Below are 20,796 nucleotides of genomic sequence, written 5' to 3'. Positions count from 1 at the left end.
GAGGGAAAATAATGCCTGTAATGTCATATATACAAGCTATTACAGCAGCGATGCGTGAAGAAATGCAACGCGATGAAAAAGTATTTGTTTTAGGAGAAGACGTTGGAAAAAAAGGTGGCGTATTTAAAGCTACTGATGGACTATATGATGAATTCGGGGAGTATCGTGTTCTTGATACACCGCTTGCTGAATCCGCAATCGCTGGTGTAGGTATTGGTGCAGCAATGTATGGAATGCGACCTATTGCTGAAATGCAATTCGCAGATTTTATTATGCCTGCTGTTAATCAAATCATTTCTGAGGCGGCCAAAATCCGTTATCGTTCCAATAATGATTGGAATTGTCCGATTACCATTCGAGCTCCGTATGGTGGAGGGGTACATGGTGCTCTGTACCATTCCCAATCAGTGGAAGCTATTTTTGCTAATCAGCCAGGACTTAAAATTGTCATGCCTTCCACTCCGTACGAAGCAAAAGGGCTATTAAAAGCAGCGATCAGGGACAATGATCCCGTGTTATTCTTTGAGCATAAGCGTGCGTATCGCTTGTTAAAAGGAGAAGTACCTGAAGAAGATTATGTCCTTCCAATCGGAAAAGCAGATGTAAAACGTGAAGGTTCAGATATAACGATTATTACGTATGGTCTTTGTGTACATTTTGCGCTTCAAGCTGCTGAGAAGTTAGCAGATGAAGGAATCGATGCCCATATTCTAGATTTGCGTACAGTATACCCATTGGATAAAGAGGCGATTATTGAGGCAGCTAAAAAGACTGGTAAAGTGCTTTTAGTAACAGAGGATACAAAAGAAGGAAGTATCATTAGTGAAGTAGCGGCTATCATTGCAGAGAACTGTTTGTTTGACTTAGATGCTCCTGTTCAACGACTTGCCGGACCGGATGTTCCCGCAATGCCTTATGCACCAACCATGGAGAAATTCTTTATGATGAACCCAGATAAAATTGAACAAGCAATGCGTGATTTAGCTGCATTTTAGACGATAGGAGGTAATCTTAAATGGCTATTGAAAAAATTACGATGCCTCAGCTAGGTGAAAGTGTAACAGAAGGAACGATTAGTAGTTGGCTAGTCAAAGTAGGTGACCAGGTTAACAAATATGATCCGATAGCTGAGGTCATGACCGACAAAGTAAATGCTGAGGTACCTTCTTCATTTACAGGTACGATAAAAGAGCTTTCTGTACAAGAAGGAGATACAGTCTCTGTGGGCGAGCTTATTTGCCATATAGAAACTGACTCCACCGACTCGCCGACTAATCCAGAGAATGAATCGATGGGTGAAATTGAAAATCCTGAGACAACTAATCAAATAACAACAGGTGAGAAAAAGATGAAGCAGCGTTATTCACCTGCTGTGTTACGATTGGCACAGGAAAATGATGTAGATTTAGCGCAGATTAACGGAAGTGGACGTGGCGGAAGAATTACTAGAAAAGATATAGAGAAGGTACTAGCAAGTGGCAGTGCTTCTACTACACCAAATCTCCCGATATCTGCTGCAAGCTTGGAATCAACAAAACCAAGCCAACCAAATACTTCTGTATCCTCTACGCAACCAACACAAGCTGGCGATATAGAGATACCTGTAGCAGGTGTTCGTAAAGTAATTGCACAAAATATGGTGCGATCGAAGACGGAAATACCACATGCATGGATGACTGTTGAAGTAGATGTAACCAATTTAGTAAATTATCGAAATAAGATTAAGACGGAATTTAAACAAAATGAAGGTTATAACTTGACATACTTTGCATTCTTTGTGAAGGCAGTTGCACAGGGCTTAAAGAAATTCCCACAGCTCAATAGTATGTGGGCGGGGGATAAAATTATTCAACGTAAAGATATTAACCTTTCAATTGCTGTTGCCAAAGATCAAGAGTTATTTGTTCCAGTCATTAAGAATGCGGATGAAAAAAGCATAAAAGGTATAGCAAGGGAGATCCATGAACTTGCCCAAAAAGCCCGTTCGAATAAGCTTACTGCGAATGATATGCAGGGTGGGACCTTTACAGTGAATAATACGGGTTCCTTCGGTTCTGTTCATTCAATGGGCGTCATTAACTATCCGCAGGCTGCGATTCTACAGGTTGAATCTATTGTCAAAAGACCGGTCATTATTGATAATATGTTTGCAGCACGTGATATGGTGAATTTATGTCTATCTTTAGATCATCGCATCTTAGATGGACTGATTTGTGGCCAGTTCCTTGCTTATGTAAAAGAGACACTCGAGAATATGAGTGAAGGTACTGTTGAGGTTTACTAGAAGCTTTTTAGATTGAATTTTACCTTTAAACTTGATAACCTAGATGTTAAGATACGTATTCTTAAAGTGAGGGGTGAATGAAATGGATTTCAACTTATTTATGAATGATGTTGTGGATGCAGCACGTAAAGATATTACAGAAGCAGGATATGAAGAATTAAGAACGCCAGATGAAGTAGATGCAGCGTTAAATCGCGAAGGTACAACACTTGTGATGGTGAACTCTACTTGTGGCTGTGCTGGAGGGGTAGCACGTCCTGCTGCAGTTAATGCGATTCATTTTGATAAGCGACCAGATCATCTTGTTACTGTATTTGCAGGACAGGATCGCGAGGCGACAGAAAAAGCGCGTTCATATTTTGAAGGGTATCCACCTTCATCACCATCTTTTGCGCTTTTAAAAGATGGTAAAATCGTTACGATGGTTGAGCGACATGACATTGAAGGGCATAGCGCGATGGATGTACTTGGTAAATTGCAGCATCTCTTCGATGAATATTGTGAAGAAGTATAACTATAGTTTGAATATAAGGCTGTCTCATATTGGGTCAGCCTTATTTTTCAAATTTAAAGTATTGAATATTATAAAAATAACACGAACTACGACATATGAAAGCAGATAGTTTTCTATACATCAAAGGAGACAACAAGGTGAAAATTGGGTATCGAACAATTAAAACAGCCATTGGCACACCAATAGCAATTACGATTGCTCAATTGTTTGGACTAACGAACTTTACATCAGCTGGTATTCTTACCATTTTAACGATTAAACCATCACGGAAACAATCTGTGCTAAGTGCATGGCAGCGATTATTAGCGTGTGTTGTTGCGAGTATATTTTCATTTGCGTTCTTTGAACTAATCGGCTTTTACCCAATTGTTCTAGGTGTGATGCTGGCGGTATTTATTCCAATAACAGTATGGCTAAAGGCTTCGCCTGGTATTGCGACTAGTTCTGTCATTATTCTCAACTTATACATGTCTGGTAACATTACAGTATCTTTATTACTTCAACAAGCAATTCTGATTTTAGTAGGGATCGGTACTGGATTACTGGTTAATCTTTATATGCCTGGATACGAGCATAAATTGAAACAAAGTCAAACGAAATTGGAACGACACTTTCAGCGAATATTAGCAGAAATCGCCTTATATATTCGTGATAAAAATACGGTGTGGGATGGGAAGGAACTACGAGAATCTGAAGAATTATTACAAGAAGCAATCAGACTCGTGGAAATTGATCGTGAAAATCATTTGTTACGGGCAGAGCATTCCTATTATGATTATTTCAAAATGCGTAATAAGCAACTTGAATTATTTCGAAATATGCTACCACTTGTTACGAAACTACCAAATCGTGATGATTTATCCTTTAAAATTGCGGCTTTTTTTGAAGGCTTGGCAGAGTCTGTTCATCCAGGGAATACTGCAATTGTCTTTTTAGAACAGTTAAGACTATTACGTGAAGAGTTTTCCAAAGTAGAATTACCATCAACCCAGGAAGAATTTGAAACAAGAGCTAATTTATTCCGGTTATTACATGAAATTGAGGACTATTTACTAATTAAAAAACGCTATAAAGATAGTGATGTAAGCTTGTTAAAACATCGTAAAAGTAAGCATTAAAAAAGACTGGGATTACAATTTAGTTGTAATCCAGTCTTCTAAATAGTTTCGTTTAATAATTAATAATAAATGCTAAACCGTATGTTAGGGTAGATATTACCATTGCAAATATCATAATATAGATAATTAATTTCATACGTTTTTCGCGTTTTGACTTTCGTCTAACAACTGGTTTAGTAGTTTTCTTTGCAGACATTAATTAGTCCTCCTTAAATCCCATATGCCATAAGTTACTTGTTTTTATTTTACCGTTAAATGAAGTAGAGGACAAGAAAAATTGTGCTGTAATTTTTTTTTAGAGTAAAATTTCTAATTATTCACCTTATTAAAATATATATAGTAGATTAGCTTTTAACGAATGGAGGTAGAACGATGCATATAGATTCCCAAGATATTGAAAAGAAGTGGAAGGATGCGGTTGACCAGAAATTAAAGCGCTTTCCCGAGCGTAAACAACGATTCGAAACAAGTTCGGAAATAGAAATTGAACGACTTTACTATCAAAAAAACCATCCCGAATACAATGAAAAGCTAGGATTCCCAGGTGAATATCCATTTACACGTGGGATTCAACCTACAATGTATCGAAGCAAATATTGGACTATGCGGCAATACGCTGGCTATGGGTCTGCAAAGGAAACGAATAAACGATTCCGTTATTTACTGAACCAAGGACAGACTGGCTTATCCGTTGCTTTTGATTTACCAACGCAAATTGGCTATGACTCTGATGATGTCATGGCAGAAGGAGAGGTGGGTAAAGTTGGAGTGGCGATTGACACTTTAGCAGATATGGAGCAATTACTTGACCAAATACCACTTGACTCCGTAAGTACATCGATGACAATTAATGCCCCTGCTTCGATTTTATTGTGTATGTACATTGCAGTTGGTGAGAAACAAGGTGTTCCAAAAGAGAAATTAACTGGAACCATACAAAATGATATTTTAAAGGAATATATCGCTAGAGGTACCTATATTTTTCCGCCAAAACCTTCGATACGGTTGATTACAAATATAATGGAATATTGTCAACAGTACGTACCGAAATTCAATACCATTAGTATTTCTGGGTACCACATTCGAGAAGCAGGATCAACAGCTGTACAAGAAGCAGCGTTTACTCTAGCAAACGGAAAGGCTTATGTTGATGCCGCTATCGAAGCAGGCTTGAATGTGGACAGTTTTGCTCCTAGGCTAGCATTCTTTTTTAATGCCCACAATAATTTTTTTGAGGAAATTGCTAAATTTCGGGCTGCTAGAAGAACATGGGCAAGAATTATGCGAGAACATTATCATGCGAAAGACCCTAATAGTTGGAAGTTACGCTTCCACACCCAAACAGGAGGTTCTACATTAACTGCACAACAGCCTGATAATAATATTGTTCGAGTCACATTACAAGCCTTGGCAGCAGTGTTAGGTGGTACCCAAAGTCTTCACACGAATTCACGAGACGAAGCATTAGCATTACCTACTGAAGAATCCGCACGAATTGCCCTACGAACCCAACAAATTTTAGCACATGAGAGTGGAATAGCTGACACGATTGATCCATTAGGCGGATCTTATTTTATCGAGGATTTGACCGATAGGATTGAATTAGAGATAGAATCTTACCTAAAACAAATTGATGATTTAGGTGGTGCTGTGAACGCAATAGAAGAAGGATTTATGCAACGAGAAATCCACCGAACAGCCTATGAATCTCATAAACGATTGGAAAAAGGTGAAGACATCATCGTCGGTTTGAATCAATTTAAATTAGATGAAGAAGTAAATCCGGAGCTTTTAAAAGTAGATGAACAACTTGAACAAGAACAAATAGCTGCCTTAACAGAGGTGAAAAGTAAGCGAAATAACGAGCTAGTTCAAAGTTCACTCCAACAGCTTAGCTGGGCAGCAAACCAGCCTGATGAGAATTTAATGCCTTATATACTAAATGCTGTAAAAGCATATGCATCTATTGGTGAAATTTGTACTGTTCTTCGTAAATCATTTGGTGAATATAGAAGTAATAACTAGATTAATAAAGAGGAGAATGTGCAATGAACAAAATAAGAGTACTAATCGCAAAGCCAGGATTAGATGGACATGATAGAGGTGCCCTAGTAATTGCACAGGGATTACGAGATCATGGGATGGAAGTTATTTATACTGGCTTAAGACAGTCTCCCGTACAAATTGCTAAGACGGCGGTGCAAGAAGATGTAGACATTATAGGGTTATCTTCCTTGTCAGGAGCACATCGGACACTTTTTCCGAAAATAATCGAAGCATTAAAAGAAGAGAACGCTTCTGATATAACGGTCATAGCAGGTGGTGTTATTCCTGCTTCTGATATACCGTTCCTTGTCGCTGAAGGCATTAATAAAATATTTACTAGTGGTTCCACTATCGATGAGATGGCGGCTTATATTAAACAGCATGTCGGTACAAAGCCTAGTGTTTCTCCTAAGAAAATCTCTCACATTGGCATCGCTGTAAAATCAATTGAAAGCACGCTACCATTTTATACAAAAACGTTGGGGCTAGAACTAGAAGGAATTGAAGAGGTACAATCTGAACAAGTTAAAATTGCTTTTTTAAAAATTGGTGAGAGTCGATTAGAGCTGTTGGAAGCACTTCATGATAGTTCACCAATCCACAAGTTTATTTTGCGCAACGGGGAAGGTATTCATCACATCGCTCTTGAGGTTGATGATATTACAGCTAGAATTCGAGAAATGACAAAGCACGGGATTCACTTTCTCAATTCAGATCCAAAACAAGGGGCGAATCAAACACAAATTACGTTTATTCATCCAAGATCAGCACACGGAGTACTTGTTGAATTATGCGAAGAAGTCGGAGGACCTAACGATGAAGGACATGTTCGATAAAATTAATGAACTTTATGATAAACGCCGAATTGCCGAGCTTGGCGGTGGTGATGAACGGATTGACAAACAGCATGCAAAGGGTAAGTGGACGGCACGTGAAAGAATTGATTACTTACTCGACAAAGGAAGCTTTGTGGAACTAAATCCGTTTATAGAACAACGCGCTACGGACTTTGAACATAACGGTTCGAGCGCAGCTGGCGATGGTGTTGTAACTGGATACGGAAAAATAAATAAAAGACCAGTCTATTTGTTTGCACAAGATTTTACACTGTATGGCGGTGCGTTAGGTGAAATGCATGGCAAGAAAATCGCAGCAGTTATGGATTTAGCGGCAAAAACAGGGGTACCCTTTATCGGATTAAATGATTCTGGTGGTGCAAGAATTCAAGAAGGGGTATCATCACTTGATGGGTATGGACAGGTGTTCTATCGGAATGCCATCTATTCGGGTTATATTCCACAAATATCTGTCATTATGGGACCGAGTGCAGGCGGAGCGGTATATTCACCTGCCATTACCGATTTTGTCATTATGGTAGAACATACATCACAAATGTTTATCACCGGTCCAAAGGTAATTGAAACAGTGACAGGAGAGCGGATTTCTGCTGAAGATCTTGGTGGGGCATTCGTTCACAATTCGAAAAGTGGTAATGCTCATATCAAAGCAAAAAATGAGGAGGGAGCTTTAGAGCATGTGAAAACAATCTTATCGTACCTACCGAATAATAATTGGGAGACCCCACCAATTGCAAAAACGGAAGCGGATGATTTGGAAGATTATCGTCCTTCATTAGCTGATATAGTGCCATTTGATTCTACTAAGCCCTATGATATGAAACAGGTCATCCTTCAAGTAGTTGATCAGGATAGTTTTTATGAGATTCATTCAGCGTTTGCTAAAAATGTTGTGGTTGGATTTGGTCGAATCAATGGTAATACAGTGGGATTGGTTTGTAATCAGCCTAAACATCTTGCAGGTGGCCTAGATATTGATTCTAGTGATAAGGCGGCTCGCTTTATCCGCTTTTGCGATTGTTTTCATATACCAATTATCACCTTTGAGGATGTTACAGGCTTCTTTCCTGGCATAAAGCAAGAACATGGTGGTATCATACGACATGGAGCTAAAATTTTATACGCATACTCGGAGGCAACTGTTCCCAAACTAACAGTTATTGTCCGAAAAGCATATGGTGGGGCCTATGTCGCGCTCAATAGTAAATCGATTGGAGCGGATTTGGTTTATGCATGGCCAAATGCCGAAATTGCCGTGATGGGTCCAGAGGGTGCTGCATCGGTCATTTTTGCGAAAGAAATTGCAATGAGTGAGAACCCAGACAAAACACGACAAGAGAAAATACAAATGTATCGGGAGCGGTTTGCTAATCCGTATATTGCAGCTAAGCTAGGGATGGTAGATGATGTAATTGATCCAAGAGAGACTAGAATTAAGCTTATTCAAGGATTAGAAATGTTAAAGACTAAAAAAGAGGAACGCCCAGTTAAGAAGCATGGCAACATTCCACTTTAATTGTACATAGGAGGCAATACTATAATGATTACCATTAACAAAGATAGAGTAGTAAATGAATTTATGGAGCTTGTTCAGGTAGATTCTGAGACAGGTAACGAAGCCGAAATTGCAGCGGTATTAAAAGAAAAATTTACAAGCCTCGGGTTAGAGGTAGTGGAAGACCAGGCGAAGGAAAAAACTGGTCACGGTGCAAATAACTTAATTTGTACGTTAAAAGGAACGAAAGAAAATGTGGAACCAATATATTTCACATCACATATGGATACGGTAGTTCCTGGACAGGGTATTCAGCCTTCTATAAAAGATGGCTATATTGTTTCTGATGGAACTACTATATTAGGATCAGATGATAAAGCTGGATTAGCTGCTATTCTAGAAGCTATTCGTACCCTTAAGGAATCGAATGTAACGCATGGTGACGTACAATTTGTCATTACCGTTGGTGAGGAATCAGGATTAGTTGGTGCAAAAGCATTAGACGCATCACTATTGAATGCTAAATTTGGTTATGCAATTGATAGTAATGGAACGGTTGGTGATATTATTGTTGCTGCACCAACACAAGCAAAAATTCACACTATCATAAAAGGCAAGACCGCACATGCTGGAGTTGCACCAGAAAAAGGAGTATCTGCTATTACACTTGCTGCTAAGGCAATCTCTAGAATGCCTTTAGGTCGAATTGATGAAGAGACAACTGCTAATATCGGTAGATTTGAAGGTGGTAAGCAAACAAACATCGTTGTAGACCATGTAGAAATATTAGCGGAAGCACGTTCATTGGTGCCAGAAAAAATGGAGGCACAGGTGGCAAAAATGAAGGAAGCATTTGAATCAACTGCAAAGGAACTTGGCGGGGAAGCAATCGTTGATGTAAAAGTTATGTACCCAGGCTTTAAACAAGAAGCGGGTGACGAAGTGGTGGAAGTAGCAAGAAGAGCTGCTAAAACTATTGGAAGAGAAAGCAAGCTACTCAAAAGTGGTGGTGGAAGTGATGCCAATGTAATTGCAGGATTTGGTATTCCAACTGTTAACCTTGCTGTTGGCTATGAAGAAATTCATACAACGAACGAACGAATTCCAGTAGCGGAATTAGTAAAAATCTCTGAATTAGTGACCGCAATTATTCAAGAGGTTGCTAAGTAAGACTTGATAAAGATTTTAGTGACTAACACTTTGATGCTCTTGTTAGTCACTTTTTTCCATGTATAGTATTCGAAATATTGTTATTATAGTGATTTGCTGCGAAATAACAATCTAATACGAAGTTTAAAAGAACCAAAGCAATTAGTTAGTCGTCATTCATTCCGATATACAAGTACTTATTAGATTAGGAGGAGAAGTATGAGCATGTTTAGTTTATTCAATAAATTTAGTGTAAAGGACGGAGAACGAGACACGTTTGTAGCTATTTTACTAGAAGCAGCAGAATCAATAAAAAAACTAAGAGAATGTGAAATTTATCTTGTCAGCACTACAGAAGATGAAGCAAATAGTGTATATGTATACGAAGTGTGGCGGGATCAAAATGCCCATCAGGCTTCACTAACATTAGAAGCTTCCCAGCAGTTAATTAAGCAGGCAAAGTCCATTATTACTGGAATTGAAAGAATTAATACTTTGGAGGTAATTGGGGGAAAAGGTATTATCCAAGGTTAGTTACTAAATTAATCAAAAAACCTATATTCATCGTCTTGAGAGCTTTCACCTCAGTGAAGCTCTTTCTTTATTTTTTTATGGTATAATATAAATAGAAACAACCGTTCGCAAAGGGTGGCTAACATGGCTGAATCAAGCAATAATAATAAAGCTCGAATTATTTTTCATATTGATATGAATTGTTTCTACGCATCCGTAGAAATGGCTCATAACCCTAAGCTGAAAGGGAAACCGTTAGCAGTTGCTGGGAATCCTGAGGAGCGAAAAGGGATTATCATTACGAGTAATTATGAGGCACGTGCTAAAGGTGTTAGGACAACTATGCCTATTTGGCAAGCGCGGAAATTATGTCCAGATTTATTTGTGATGCGACCAAATTTTGAACGATATCGGGTCGCATCGCGTGAAATATTTAAAATTCTGCATGAGATTACACCATTTGTTGAACCGGTATCAATTGATGAAGGCTATATGGATGTGACTGATGTAACACACGCCCAAAATACGGTACAGTTAGCTGAAGCTCTCCAAAATAAAATTATGGATGAATTAGATTTACCATGTAGTATTGGTATTGCACCGAATAAGTTTTTAGCAAAAATGGCATCTGACATGAAAAAGCCAATGGGAATAACCATTCTAAGGAAACGCGATATTACAGAAAAGCTTTGGCCATTACCGGTAGAGGAAATGTACGGAGTAGGCAAAAAAACAGCTGATAAGTTAAATGCAATTGATATCGTAACAATAGCTGATCTTGCTAAAGCGGATGTATATGCACTAAAGCAGATACTAGGAATTAATGGTGAGCGGTTAAAAAATAGAGCTAATGGCATTGACTTAAGGTCTGTTGATCCAGATGCGGTCAATGAATTTAAGAGTATCGGAAGCTCTGAAACATTACCAATGGATACGACAGATGAATCGGAAATTCGAAGTTTATTATCAGCACTTGCTGAAAATGTGGAAATGCGAATGAAGCGCAAGCAAGTAGCGGGTGGTTCAGTACAGCTTACAATCCGGTATCATGACCGTAAGACCGTTACTAGAAGTAAAAAATTAGCTAATTTTATTGAAAAGAAAACAGATATATTGAATGTGGCGCTTGAGCTATTCGATACCCACTGGACGAAGGAAGCTATTCGATTACTAGGCATTACGGTTCAAGACATCGAAGAAAAGCAAAATATTGTAGAACAGCTCGATTTATTTACGTATAAAAAAGCGGCAGAAAAAGAGAAGCTTATTGTCGCTATTGATGAATTAACACAAAAGCTAGGGTGGAATCCCTTTGTAGAAATAAAGGAAGAAACGAAGCAACAGCCAAGAACGAGTTTTCAAAAAGATTTTCTTGATGATTTTAAACAATAGGCTCTGCGGGATATGTAATTAAGACGTACCCACAGAGCCTATTGTTATTTCATTAGTTTTCGAATAATGGTAAAGGCGAGCTTACCACCAGGATAACGAAGTGGTATATCAAATTTTGTAGTCTGTTTTAAGACACTCTTTTGATGGGAGAATGTGTCAAAGCTATATTTTCCATGATAACCTCCGATACCACTATTACCAACTCCACCAAACGGCATATTTGGGTTTGCAAGGTGATATAATGTATCGTTTATACAACCACCACCAAAGGAAATAGCGTTAATCATTTGCTTCTGTGTTTTAGAATTCTCGCCAAAATAATATAATGCTAATGGTTTTTCATGATTTGTAACGACTTTTATTACATCCTCAACCTCCTCGAAAGAAAAGATTGGTAAAATTGGCCCAAAGATTTCTTCCTGCATGACAGGATCTTCCCAAGAAATGTCGTCAAGTAGTGTCGGTTCTATTTTTAATTCACTAGAATCTATGTTTCCACCATGGAGAATAGTACCGCGATTAAGGTAAGTAACTAATCGATCAAATTGATTTTTGTTAATGATTCGTACGTAATCGTCATGTTTCAAAGCGTTTTCAGTGTAGAGTAGGGTAAGCTGCTTCTTCATTTCCTGTACAAGCTTGTCTTTTATGCTAGCATGTGCGTACATATAATCGGGAGCAACACAGGTTTGACCAGCATTCGTGAATTTTCCCCAGACGATTCGTTTGGCAGCAATTGCAATATTAGCATCGTCATCCACAATGACAGGACTTTTACCACCAAGCTCTAATGTAACAGGCGTTAGATGGTTACTCGCTTCCCGCATAATAATTTTTCCGACCTTAGTACTTCCGGTAAAAAAGATATAATCGAATTTTTGTTGTAGGAGTTGTTCACTTACTTCCTGTGCTCCTTCTACAACAGTATAATAAACTGAATCGAATGTTTCGCCAATCATTTTAGCTAGGAGGGAAGAGGTGGATTGGCTAAATTCTGATGGCTTGATTATAACGGTGTTACCCGCCGCAATTGCACCAATTGCTGGTGCTAAAGCGAGCTGTAATGGATAATTCCACGGTGAAATTACTAATGTGACACCATAAGGTTCTTTGCGAATAAAGCTTTTTGTTCCTTTATGTGTAATAGGGGCATCAACGGATTGATCTCGCATCCAATCCTTTAAGTGTCGCTCGGTATGCTTGATCTCGTTATAGATAAATCCTAATTCTGTCGTAAAGGTTTCAAACGTTGATTTATTCAGATCCTGTTTTAAGGCAAGATATATCTCCGTTTCATAGGTTTCTAACATCCGACGTAATTTTCGTAATTGTTCCACACGAAATTGGTAGTCTCTGGTAGTGCCAGTTCGAAAGTAATTACGTTGAGCTTCCACTAGTTCAGTAATTTTAACCATCGTCTCACTCCTTTACGTTTGATGGAATGCTATATTTATAAAAATCATATGCAATTTCTGTGTTAGGAAAAATAGTCCGTGCTTCTGCTAACAACTGCTCCGTTTCTTCTTGTTGATATCTTGATGAAATATGAGTTAGAACCAAATTTTTAACAGCTGCATCGTTTGCAAGTCTAGCTGCTTGGGCAGTAGTGGAATGGTAATATTCCTTGGCCAGCTGCTGTTTTGTTTGGTCAAAGGTTGCTTCATGCACTAACACATCTGCACCTTGAACAAATTGTTGATTGTGTTCTGTAGATCTTGTATCACCGAGAATAACCAGCTGTCTACCGGTTTTCTGTGGGCCGACAAAATCTTGTCGTTTAAGCTTTCGACCATCTTCTAAAATGGTAAGCTCATTTTGCTTAATTTGTTGATAAATTGGACCTGGTTTAATACCCATAGCAATCAACTTATCTACTTGCAATTCGCCAGGTTTATCTTTTTCTTCAATTCGATAACCATAGCTCGGAATTCCATGATCTAGTAATTTACAATGTACCCGAAATTGATCATCTTCGAACACCAATCCTTCTGTAAATTCCACAAAGGAGAGGGGATAGGTAACATGTGTTCCACTTAATTGCAGGCTAGTTTGCACATATTCCTTAATACCTTTTGGACCATAAATGATCAGTTCATCTGTACCTCCTTGGAAGGAACGAGAGCTTACTAATCCAGGGAGCCCGAAAATGTGATCACCATGCAAATGGGTAATGAAAATCTTTGTTATCTTTCTAGGCTTAATCGACGTATGAAGTATTTGGTGTTGGGTTGCTTCACCACAGTCAAAAAGCCAAACACTATTAGCCTCTTGAAGGAGCATTAAGGCAATTGCCGATACATTTCTTGTTTTAGACGGTACACCAGAACCAGTACCAAGAAAATATAATTCCATAATTTCCTCCTACTTCCAGCCACGTTCGTATTGCTTTGGAGCCTCTAATGAATGAGCTAGTTCATCTGCCGCTTGTTTTACCCAATATGGGTTTTTTAGTAATGATCTACCGATAAATATAAGGTCTGCGCGATCATTTTGAAGAATTTCTTCAGCTTGGATTCCAGTTGTTATTAAGCCAACCGCACCAGTCGGGATGCCGATTTCTTGTTTAATTTGTTCACACCGCTTTATCTGATAGCCAGGATATGCCTGTATTCGAACCGGAACCACACCACCTGAACTGCAATCAATTAGATCAACACCTAGTTCTTTTAATTTATTTGCATAATAAAGAAAGTCTTCCATTGTATTTCCGTTGTCTTGGTATTCATCAGTAGAAATTCTTACAAAAATAGGACCACTAAATACTTGCTTGCTTTGTTTAATGATTTCTTGTAAGAATCGGAAACGGTTTTCTCGTGTTCCGCCAAATTCATCTGTGCGATGATTCGTTAGCGGGGACAGAAATTGGTTTATTAAATAGCCATGAGCTGCATGGATTTCAATCATATCAAATCCCGCTAGATTAGCACGGCTAGCCGCTTCTTTAAATTTAGTTATGATTGACTCTATACCTACTTTATCAAGTTCTGATGGAACTTTCGATTTGTCATCAAACGGAATTGGGGAAGGGGATACAATGACTGGTTCATCCTGTGCTTTACGGCCAGCATGAGCTAATTGCACCCCTACCTTAGTACCATAGGAATGGATTTGTTCAATTAGACCTTTGAATCCATTTAGATGATCATCGTTCCATATTCCTAAGTCTTGTTCGGTGATTCTACCTGTAGGCTCAACTGCTGTTGCCTCTACCATGATTAAGCCTACTTGACCAACAGCACGTGAAATATAATGTGTATAATGAAACGATGTAAGGCTTCCATCTTTATTGATGGATGAATACATACACATCGGTGACATTACAACTCTATTTTTTAAGGTCATTCCTTTAAATGAAATTGGTGAAAAAAGTTTGGTCATGATTCTACCTCCTATAATTCTCTCTTAAACTGATAAACATTTCGAAACGTAAGTGCTTTATGTGGTACATCTGTAAAAATTCCTGCTACCTGATGCTCGTAGCAATTCATCATTTGCTTATACTTATTAATCGTATAGACACGAATCGGCATATTATTAGCCAATGCTTGTTCTTGGAGCTGTCTATTTAATAAACGATACTTGATATGTATTGCATTTGCACCTAAACTGCTTGCATATTCAATTAAATTAATATTTTTTTTCGAGGTTAAAAAGGCAATCTCGATGTCATTATCTAGTTCACTTAATCGCTTTACACTATTCGGATTAAAGGTTGATAAAGTTGTCCGTTTAATCAGCTTATGTTCCTTAAGCATGTTGTACACAATAGATTCTAATTGGTGATAATCAATTTTATTATTTTTTAGTTCCAGATTTAGAGACAAATCCTTGGGCTTTATCCAAACTAAAAATTGTTCTAGCGATAATAGCTTCGCTTGTTTAAATTCACGGGAAAACCACGAACCTGCGTCTAATCGGAGTAGTTCCTTGTATGTATAGTCTTTTACATACCCTCTTCCGTTTGTGGTGCGTGTTAAGGTCTCGTCATGGATTAAGACAGGGATATGATCTTTCGTTAACTGAACATCTGTTTCTAACCCTTCAGCACCTAGCTTATAAGCAAGTTCAAAGGCAAACATTGTATTTTCAGGTGCCAACTTACTTGCGCCTCTATGGGCAATGATTTTCGTAGTCAAGTTCTTCACCTCTACTTTGATTTTGTTTGAATAAAAGGGGAAAGTCAACCGTGAGACACACTGACTTATATAAGAGCAGGATTTTGATTAGTGACTTATTTTTCGTTTAGCGTTACAATAATTATAGGATAATGAATGGCTATTCATTTATTGGAGGCGGAAAATACGATATGATTGTTACAAATAATTCCATCCATCAACTTACCATCCCTACACCGTTTGCGGTAGGAGATGTGCATGTGTACTTGTTAAAAGGCGATGTACTATCTCTGGTCGATGCCGGTGTCAATACGGATGAAGCATGGCACGCTTTAGTTGCACAATTATCAAAAATCGGATATGCTCCACATGATATCGAACAAATTATTCTCACCCATCACCATCCTGATCATACAGGTTTAATAGAAAGATTTAGTCGTGCTGAACGTATCAGCGCACATGAAAATGTGGATGTGTGGTTAACGAGGGAAGAAGCATATTTTTTGCATTATGAACAATTCTTCCGTGATTTTTTCGTGTTGACGGGTGTTCCAGATCAATTTAGTGATTTTCTAGAGAATATTCGATCACCATTACGGTTCGCAGGTCGAGGAAAATTGACCTCGACTTTAAAAGAGGGAGATCGCTTGCCGGGTCACGAGGCATATCAAGTGATTGAAACAAAAGGGCATGCTCAAAGTCACCTGTCATTTTTGGGTGATGATGGAACCTTTATTGGTGGCGATCATTTGCTTAAACATATTTCTCCTAATCCATTAATAGAACCGCCATTACTCGGCGAAACAAACCGCCCTAAGCCATTATTACAATATCGTAGTAGCCTAGAAAAGTGTTTCGATTTGCCGATAAACGTAGTGCTACCTGGACATGGTGAGAAATTTACATCTGTAAATGAAATTATTCAGGAGCGGTTGGTCAAGCAAGAAAGCCGTGCGGAAAAAGTTCTTCAACTTGTGAAGGAAAACGCGGAAACTCCATATCGATTATGTGAGAAAATATTCCCGAGACATTTCGCTAAGCAAATCGATTTAACGATGTCTGAAACTATTGGTCAATTAGATTATTTGGAAGCAGAAGGTTTAGTTACTAAAACAATAGAAGACGGGGTAATCTATTATCATGCAATCTAGACTCAACAATAAAAAAGTTGTTATTACTGGTGCATCAAGCGGCATAGGAGAGGCCCTTTCCAAGCAATTAGCTTCGGAGGGTGTTACACCGATTATGTTAGCACGTTCGCTCGATAAATTACGCCAGTTACAAAAACAAATAACAGAAGAGTTTGCTATAGAAGCATTTTATTACCAGATCGATTTAACGAATGAACAAGCGATTGATACCATCGTGCCTCAGATTATCAATGACCACGGTCAAATTCATGCTCTTGTAAACAATGCTGGTGTCGGGGTGTTTAATTATGTGCATGAGACAGACTGGGATAGTATCCAACAGATGATTAACCTGAATGTCTTGTCACTCATCCGCATCACAAAGTTATTCCTTCCGCATTTTATTGCTAATCAGGAGGGTCATATCATTAACATTGCTTCACAGGCTGGTAAAATTTCTACTCCGAAATCAGCTGTATATGCCGCTACCAAACACGCAGTACTTGGATTTACGAATGCAATACGTCAAGAGTTGTCACAGCATAACATTTTAGTGACAGCAGTTAATCTTGGGCCGGTACGGACGAATTTCTTTTTACAAGCAGATCCAGAAGGTCGCTATCAAGAAAATGTGGCTAAATACATGCTTGACCCAAAAGTAGTTGCTACGCAAATAACCAAAAGTCTATTTACGTCCAAACGTGAACTAAATATGCCATTGTGGATGGACGTTGGTAGTAAGCTTTATCAATTATTTCCAAGTCTAATGGAAATGATCCTAAAGAAGCAATTTAACAAAAAGTAAGGGGACTTGCGCGATGAAATTAAGCATTACAGAAACTGCTTTACTAAAAATTCATGACTTGAATAAAATGAAACATAAATTTCTTTTATTGCATTATGACACGATGGGCATGTGTGCCGTAAATGGTATTCCAACGATTAAACTTATTCCGGAAAAATTGAGCAATCACCTTGATGTAGATAGTGATCGTTTTCCGACGGTCATTCCAGCAAATAAAGCTGTGTTCTTTGCGGAAAATATGAAATTGGATTTTACAAATGGGCAGTTTCGGCTATCTGGACCTGAAGGAATTTTAAATCCCTTTATCCCAGTAACCAATGTTGTGGAATAGAAAGTATGATTGGTTGAAATAGTGTTCAGTGAGAAGTTAATTGATGGCTGACCGTGAATTGGAATAAAGGCTGGAAACAAAAGTAAATCTATTACGTAAGTACAAAACGCTATAATTTGTACACGATATAATAGAAAAACTTTTGATCCAGCCTTCATTTGATTACATCAATAACGTATGAAACATTAAGTATGACGTTATCGATGCTGTTGATAGGTAATTGGTTTCGTAATCGACTGTAATTCTTTATAGTGTTTACTGTCTAGTACATCATCTGTACCGAGTTTAGTATTTTCTTTTACCTGATCAATAGAGCTTGCACCGAATACAGCACTAGTAATAGCCGGATGACGCTGTACATACTTTAAGGCAAGCTCATTAAGCGTATCAGGATAGGTCTTCAATTTTTGATAGATAGCTATTAACTCTTCGTACGTATAATCCAAATAGCCATTTTTGCCTTTTCGCTCAATTTGCTGTAAAGCCTGGTTGCTTAGCATGCCATTTGCTAGGGGACCACGCGCTAATACACTTATCCCATGTTCATGTAATAAATCAAGGGTACTTTCTTCTGGTCTGCGATCGAGCAAGCTGTATTGTGTCATGACAGCATCTATATTGGACTTATTCGTGAATTCTCGAATAACATTTGGTCTAATAGAGGATATGCCATAAGCACGGATAAGTCCTTCTTGTTTTAGCACTTCAAATGCTTCAATTGTTTCATCGATTGGATCATCTATTGTTCCCCCATGTAGCATATACAAATCAATATAATCTGTTCCTAAACGGCGCAAACTTTCTTTTACTTCGGTGAGAATGTATGCTTTTGAAGGATCCCAATACCAATCTTGGGTTTGTTTATTAAAATGATTGCCAACCTTTGTGGTGACAATTAGTTGATTACGTTTATGCTTAATGGCTTCACCGACAATTTCTTCATTTAATCCAAAATTATATAGATCCGCAGTATCCAAATGGTTGATGCCTTTATCGAGTGCGGCATCAATGATTTCCTTTGCTTTTTGTTTATCCGTTCCAAGTGACATACAACCGAGCGTTAATGCTGATATTTCAATCGTTGATTTACCTAATTTATTTTTTTTCATTCGATGAACCTCCTCGAAACAATTTTATGGTAAAAGGGTAGACAAATACAACTGCAAGAACCTACAGGTAATTAACTTGGACCGAATCGTATGGTAAAATAGTGGGTAGGAAATGAAAAAGGATGACAGTTATGAAAAAATTTGAAGAGAAAACCATAAATACGGAAATGATTTACAAGGGAAAGGTCGTTACGTTACAAGTAGATGATGTGCGATTGTCAAATGGCAAGACATCAAAGCGAGAGCTTGTGAAGCATCCAGGGGCAGTGGCAATACTAGCAATTACGAACGAAAATAAAATTGTGTTAGTGGAACAGTATCGAAAGCCATTAGAAAAATCCATTATCGAATTACCTGCTGGTAAACTAGAGCATGGTGAGGATCCTGCACAAACGGCAGTACGTGAGTTGGAGGAGGAAACAGGTTATACAACAAACAATCTGACTTTACTTACGTCTTTTTATACCTCACCAGGTTTTGCGGATGAATTAATGCATATTTATATAGCGCGTGATTTAATAAAATTAGAGCAACCGCCAGCTATGGATGCAGATGAATTCGTTGAAATAATGGAAGTTTCATTAGAAGAGGCCAAACAACTCGTACAGTCTCAACGTATTCATGACGCCAAAACAAATTATGCGATTTTATATCTTGATATGCAGGAGATGTTTTAATATGCTACAAGACTATTTTGCTGATATGCATATCCATATTGGTAGAGATATATTTGATAAGCCAGTAAAAATAACTGCATCAAAAAATTTAACAATCACGACGATTTTGAAAGAAGCAAGCCGCAACAAAGGAATTCACTTAATTGGTGTGATTGATTGTCAATCACCAGCTGTTCAGCTAGAGTTAAAACAATTGATTGATAAGGGTGAGGCGATTGAATTAGCTGATGGTGGTATTCGTTTCGAGGATGTTACTCTGCTGCTTGGCTCTGAAATAGAAGTATATGATGAACACTGCCAAGGTCCAATACATGTGCTTTGTTACCTACCTAGTTTAGCTCAAATGGAACAATTCTCTGAATGGCTCGTAACCAAAATGAAGAACATTACTCTTAGCTCACAGCGATATTATGGTTCAGCAAAGGAGCTTCAATATAAGGTGAAAGAACTATCTGGAATTTTTATACCAGCACATGTCTTTACACCATATAAGAGTCTTTATGGAAAAGGTGTCCATCATTCACTGGAAGAAGTGTTCGATCCAGATTTAATTGATGGGATAGAATTGGGACTTAGTGCAGATACCTTCATGGCGGATCAAATCAGTGAGTTACACACGTTTACGTATTTGACGAATTCCGATGCCCATTCTTTAGCAAAAATCGGTAGGGAATATCAGCAAGTCTTAATGGAGGAACCTTCTTTTAAGGAATTCACTTATGTATTACATCAAATTGACGGTCGAAGAATCATCCGAAATTTTGGTATGAACCCAAAGCTCGGAAAGTATCATAAAACTGTTTGTGATGACTGTCATTCCTATATGGAAGTAAATGCTTTAGCTTGTGCAAATTGTGGTTCGCGGAAAATCGTGAAGGGTGTGGCAGACCGGATTGCCGAAATAGCCGATCAAAAAGAACGAATCCAAACTCGACCTAGCTATCAATATCAAGTGCCACTAGAATATTTACCGAAGCTCGGACCAAAAACGTTTCAAAAATTAATGGACCATTTTCAGACAGAAATGGCTATTATTCACCATGCATCCTATGATAGTCTAAGAAAAATTGTACCAGAACAAATCGCAAAATCTATTATTCAAATGAGAGAGGGGAAACTAACGATAAATGCTGGTGGTGGCGGTAAATATGGAACTGTCTCAGCCTTAGAGTAAAATATTATAGCAAAAAAGCTAGATTTCATAGGTATTTTTATAGTGAATGCTTCATAACTTTTAGTATAAGAGAGAGTGAATGGAGGA

Annotated in this window: 21 protein-coding genes; 15 read left to right on the top strand and 6 right to left on the bottom strand. The window is 38.1% G+C overall.

What is annotated here, in order from left to right; genetic code table 11:
• The first annotated feature begins 11 nt into the window (after positions 1 to 11).
• The 4 genes from JF53_RS09365 (at position 12) to JF53_RS09350 (ending at position 3,916) form a co-directional block, all read left to right on the top strand.
• Entirely contained in the window at positions 12 to 995 is a 984-nt protein-coding gene (locus JF53_RS09365; RefSeq protein ID WP_047979967.1) for an alpha-ketoacid dehydrogenase subunit beta, read from the top strand.
• A gap of 20 nt (positions 996 to 1,015) precedes the next feature.
• A complete protein-coding gene (locus tag JF53_RS09360) occupies positions 1,016 to 2,284 on the top strand; it encodes a dihydrolipoamide acetyltransferase family protein (RefSeq protein ID WP_047979968.1) in 1,269 nt (422 codons plus the stop codon).
• Positions 2,285 to 2,366: 82 nt separating this feature from the next.
• The gene (locus tag JF53_RS09355) at positions 2,367 to 2,798 is read left to right on the top strand and encodes a BrxA/BrxB family bacilliredoxin (protein ID WP_047979969.1); all 432 of its coding nucleotides are present in this window, start codon (positions 2,367 to 2,369) and stop codon (positions 2,796 to 2,798) included.
• Positions 2,799 to 2,935: 137 nt separating this feature from the next.
• On the top strand, positions 2,936 to 3,916 hold the full coding sequence (locus JF53_RS09350) for an aromatic acid exporter family protein (protein WP_201777902.1): 981 nt from the start codon (positions 2,936 to 2,938) through the stop codon (positions 3,914 to 3,916).
• 52 nt (positions 3,917 to 3,968) lie between these two features.
• On the opposite strand, the gene prli42 is transcribed toward JF53_RS09350, so the two are convergent.
• Positions 3,969 to 4,112 carry a stressosome-associated protein Prli42 gene (gene prli42 / locus JF53_RS17465; RefSeq protein WP_157052488.1) on the bottom strand — a complete coding sequence of 48 codons (144 nt, stop codon included), beginning with the start codon at positions 4,110 to 4,112 and terminating at the stop codon, positions 3,969 to 3,971.
• 176 nt (positions 4,113 to 4,288) lie between these two features.
• Between prli42 and JF53_RS09345 the strand changes: the two genes are divergently transcribed.
• The 6 genes from JF53_RS09345 to JF53_RS09320 all read left to right on the top strand — a co-directional run bounded on the left by JF53_RS09345 (position 4,289) and on the right by JF53_RS09320 (position 11,368).
• Positions 4,289 to 5,941, top strand: a complete 1,653-nt coding sequence (locus JF53_RS09345) for an acyl-CoA mutase large subunit family protein (protein WP_047979971.1) — start codon at positions 4,289 to 4,291, stop codon at positions 5,939 to 5,941.
• Between the two features lie 23 nt (positions 5,942 to 5,964).
• Entirely contained in the window at positions 5,965 to 6,798 is an 834-nt protein-coding gene (gene mce, locus JF53_RS09340; protein WP_047979972.1) for a methylmalonyl-CoA epimerase, read from the top strand.
• A complete protein-coding gene (locus tag JF53_RS09335; protein WP_047979973.1) occupies positions 6,779 to 8,335 on the top strand; it encodes an acyl-CoA carboxylase subunit beta in 1,557 nt (518 codons plus the stop codon). The genes mce and JF53_RS09335 overlap by 20 nt, the downstream gene beginning before the upstream one ends.
• A gap of 24 nt (positions 8,336 to 8,359) precedes the next feature.
• A complete protein-coding gene (locus tag JF53_RS09330) occupies positions 8,360 to 9,484 on the top strand; it encodes a M20/M25/M40 family metallo-hydrolase (protein ID WP_047979974.1) in 1,125 nt (374 codons plus the stop codon).
• Between the two features lie 198 nt (positions 9,485 to 9,682).
• The gene (locus tag JF53_RS09325; RefSeq protein ID WP_047979975.1) at positions 9,683 to 9,997 is read left to right on the top strand and encodes a putative quinol monooxygenase; all 315 of its coding nucleotides are present in this window, start codon (positions 9,683 to 9,685) and stop codon (positions 9,995 to 9,997) included.
• Positions 9,998 to 10,120: 123 nt separating this feature from the next.
• Positions 10,121 to 11,368 carry a DNA polymerase IV gene (locus JF53_RS09320; RefSeq protein ID WP_047979976.1) on the top strand — a complete coding sequence of 416 codons (1,248 nt, stop codon included), beginning with the start codon at positions 10,121 to 10,123 and terminating at the stop codon, positions 11,366 to 11,368.
• Between the two features lie 44 nt (positions 11,369 to 11,412).
• On the opposite strand, the gene JF53_RS09315 is transcribed toward JF53_RS09320, so the two are convergent.
• The 4 genes from JF53_RS09315 to JF53_RS09300 are packed head-to-tail and all read right to left on the bottom strand — an operon-like array spanning position 11,413 to position 15,513.
• Positions 11,413 to 12,783: an aldehyde dehydrogenase gene (locus JF53_RS09315; RefSeq protein ID WP_047979977.1), complete on the bottom strand. Its 1,371-nt coding sequence runs from the start codon at positions 12,781 to 12,783 to the stop codon at positions 11,413 to 11,415.
• Positions 12,784 to 12,787: 4 nt separating this feature from the next.
• Positions 12,788 to 13,720: a ribonuclease Z gene (rnz, locus tag JF53_RS09310; protein WP_047979978.1), complete on the bottom strand. Its 933-nt coding sequence runs from the start codon at positions 13,718 to 13,720 to the stop codon at positions 12,788 to 12,790.
• A gap of 9 nt (positions 13,721 to 13,729) precedes the next feature.
• The gene (gene namA / locus JF53_RS09305) at positions 13,730 to 14,746 is read right to left on the bottom strand and encodes an NADPH dehydrogenase NamA (RefSeq protein WP_047979979.1); all 1,017 of its coding nucleotides are present in this window, start codon (positions 14,744 to 14,746) and stop codon (positions 13,730 to 13,732) included.
• 11 nt (positions 14,747 to 14,757) lie between these two features.
• Positions 14,758 to 15,513: a glycerophosphodiester phosphodiesterase gene (locus JF53_RS09300; RefSeq protein WP_330218283.1), complete on the bottom strand. Its 756-nt coding sequence runs from the start codon at positions 15,511 to 15,513 to the stop codon at positions 14,758 to 14,760.
• Positions 15,514 to 15,674: 161 nt separating this feature from the next.
• On the opposite strand from JF53_RS09300, the gene JF53_RS09295 reads away from it, so the two are divergent.
• From JF53_RS09295 to JF53_RS09285, 3 genes are read left to right on the top strand one after another with little or no spacing between them, the layout of a single operon-like run.
• Positions 15,675 to 16,634: an MBL fold metallo-hydrolase gene (locus tag JF53_RS09295; RefSeq protein ID WP_047979981.1), complete on the top strand. Its 960-nt coding sequence runs from the start codon at positions 15,675 to 15,677 to the stop codon at positions 16,632 to 16,634.
• Positions 16,624 to 17,418, top strand: coding sequence for an SDR family NAD(P)-dependent oxidoreductase (locus JF53_RS09290; protein WP_047979982.1), 795 nt, complete (start codon positions 16,624 to 16,626; stop codon positions 17,416 to 17,418). The genes JF53_RS09295 and JF53_RS09290 overlap by 11 nt, the downstream gene beginning before the upstream one ends.
• Before the next feature lie 13 nt (positions 17,419 to 17,431).
• Positions 17,432 to 17,749 carry an iron-sulfur cluster biosynthesis family protein gene (locus JF53_RS09285; protein WP_047979983.1) on the top strand — a complete coding sequence of 106 codons (318 nt, stop codon included), beginning with the start codon at positions 17,432 to 17,434 and terminating at the stop codon, positions 17,747 to 17,749.
• A 197-nt stretch (positions 17,750 to 17,946) separates the two neighbouring features.
• Here JF53_RS09285 and JF53_RS09280 read toward each other — a convergent pair whose 3' ends face one another.
• Complete coding sequence (locus tag JF53_RS09280; RefSeq protein WP_047979984.1) at positions 17,947 to 18,858, bottom strand: aldo/keto reductase; 912 nt, start codon at positions 18,856 to 18,858, stop codon at positions 17,947 to 17,949.
• A gap of 131 nt (positions 18,859 to 18,989) precedes the next feature.
• Between JF53_RS09280 and JF53_RS09275 the strand changes: the two genes are divergently transcribed.
• A complete protein-coding gene (locus tag JF53_RS09275) occupies positions 18,990 to 19,535 on the top strand; it encodes an NUDIX domain-containing protein (protein WP_047980099.1) in 546 nt (181 codons plus the stop codon).
• A gap of 1 nt (position 19,536) precedes the next feature.
• A complete protein-coding gene (locus tag JF53_RS09270) occupies positions 19,537 to 20,709 on the top strand; it encodes an endonuclease Q family protein (RefSeq protein WP_047979985.1) in 1,173 nt (390 codons plus the stop codon).
• Positions 20,710 to 20,796: the final 87 nt, after the last annotated feature.

The organism is Ornithinibacillus contaminans (assembly GCF_001038425.2).
In the GTDB taxonomy this organism is placed as follows: domain Bacteria; phylum Bacillota; class Bacilli; order Bacillales; family Amphibacillaceae; genus Ornithinibacillus; species Ornithinibacillus contaminans.
The sequence above is the reverse complement of the archived record's forward strand: the minus strand, read 5'-3'. Positions and strand labels throughout refer to the sequence as shown.

Bases quoted from the DNA above. Each gene is read 5' to 3' on its own strand.
- JF53_RS09365 (WP_047979967.1), top strand. From the start codon at position 12: ATGCCTGTAATGTCATATATACAAGCTATTACAGCAGCGATGCGTGAA.
- JF53_RS09360 (WP_047979968.1), top strand. From the start codon at position 1,016: ATGGCTATTGAAAAAATTACGATGCCTCAGCTAGGTGAAAGTGTAACA.
- JF53_RS09355 (WP_047979969.1), top strand. From the start codon at position 2,367: ATGGATTTCAACTTATTTATGAATGATGTTGTGGATGCAGCACGTAAA.
- prli42 (WP_157052488.1), bottom strand. From the start codon at position 4,112: ATGTCTGCAAAGAAAACTACTAAACCAGTTGTTAGACGAAAGTCAAAA.
- JF53_RS09345 (WP_047979971.1), top strand. From the start codon at position 4,289: ATGCATATAGATTCCCAAGATATTGAAAAGAAGTGGAAGGATGCGGTT.
- mce (WP_047979972.1), top strand. From the start codon at position 5,965: ATGAACAAAATAAGAGTACTAATCGCAAAGCCAGGATTAGATGGACAT.
- JF53_RS09335 (WP_047979973.1), top strand. From the start codon at position 6,779: ATGAAGGACATGTTCGATAAAATTAATGAACTTTATGATAAACGCCGA.
- JF53_RS09330 (WP_047979974.1), top strand. From the start codon at position 8,360: ATGATTACCATTAACAAAGATAGAGTAGTAAATGAATTTATGGAGCTT.
- JF53_RS09325 (WP_047979975.1), top strand. From the start codon at position 9,683: ATGAGCATGTTTAGTTTATTCAATAAATTTAGTGTAAAGGACGGAGAA.
- JF53_RS09320 (WP_047979976.1), top strand. From the start codon at position 10,121: ATGGCTGAATCAAGCAATAATAATAAAGCTCGAATTATTTTTCATATT.
- JF53_RS09315 (WP_047979977.1), bottom strand. From the start codon at position 12,783: ATGGTTAAAATTACTGAACTAGTGGAAGCTCAACGTAATTACTTTCGA.
- rnz (WP_047979978.1), bottom strand. From the start codon at position 13,720: ATGGAATTATATTTTCTTGGTACTGGTTCTGGTGTACCGTCTAAAACA.
- namA (WP_047979979.1), bottom strand. From the start codon at position 14,746: ATGACCAAACTTTTTTCACCAATTTCATTTAAAGGAATGACCTTAAAA.
- JF53_RS09295 (WP_047979981.1), top strand. From the start codon at position 15,675: ATGATTGTTACAAATAATTCCATCCATCAACTTACCATCCCTACACCG.
- JF53_RS09290 (WP_047979982.1), top strand. From the start codon at position 16,624: ATGCAATCTAGACTCAACAATAAAAAAGTTGTTATTACTGGTGCATCA.
- JF53_RS09285 (WP_047979983.1), top strand. From the start codon at position 17,432: ATGAAATTAAGCATTACAGAAACTGCTTTACTAAAAATTCATGACTTG.
- JF53_RS09280 (WP_047979984.1), bottom strand. From the start codon at position 18,858: ATGAAAAAAAATAAATTAGGTAAATCAACGATTGAAATATCAGCATTA.
- JF53_RS09275 (WP_047980099.1), top strand. From the start codon at position 18,990: ATGAAAAAATTTGAAGAGAAAACCATAAATACGGAAATGATTTACAAG.
- JF53_RS09270 (WP_047979985.1), top strand. From the start codon at position 19,537: ATGCTACAAGACTATTTTGCTGATATGCATATCCATATTGGTAGAGAT.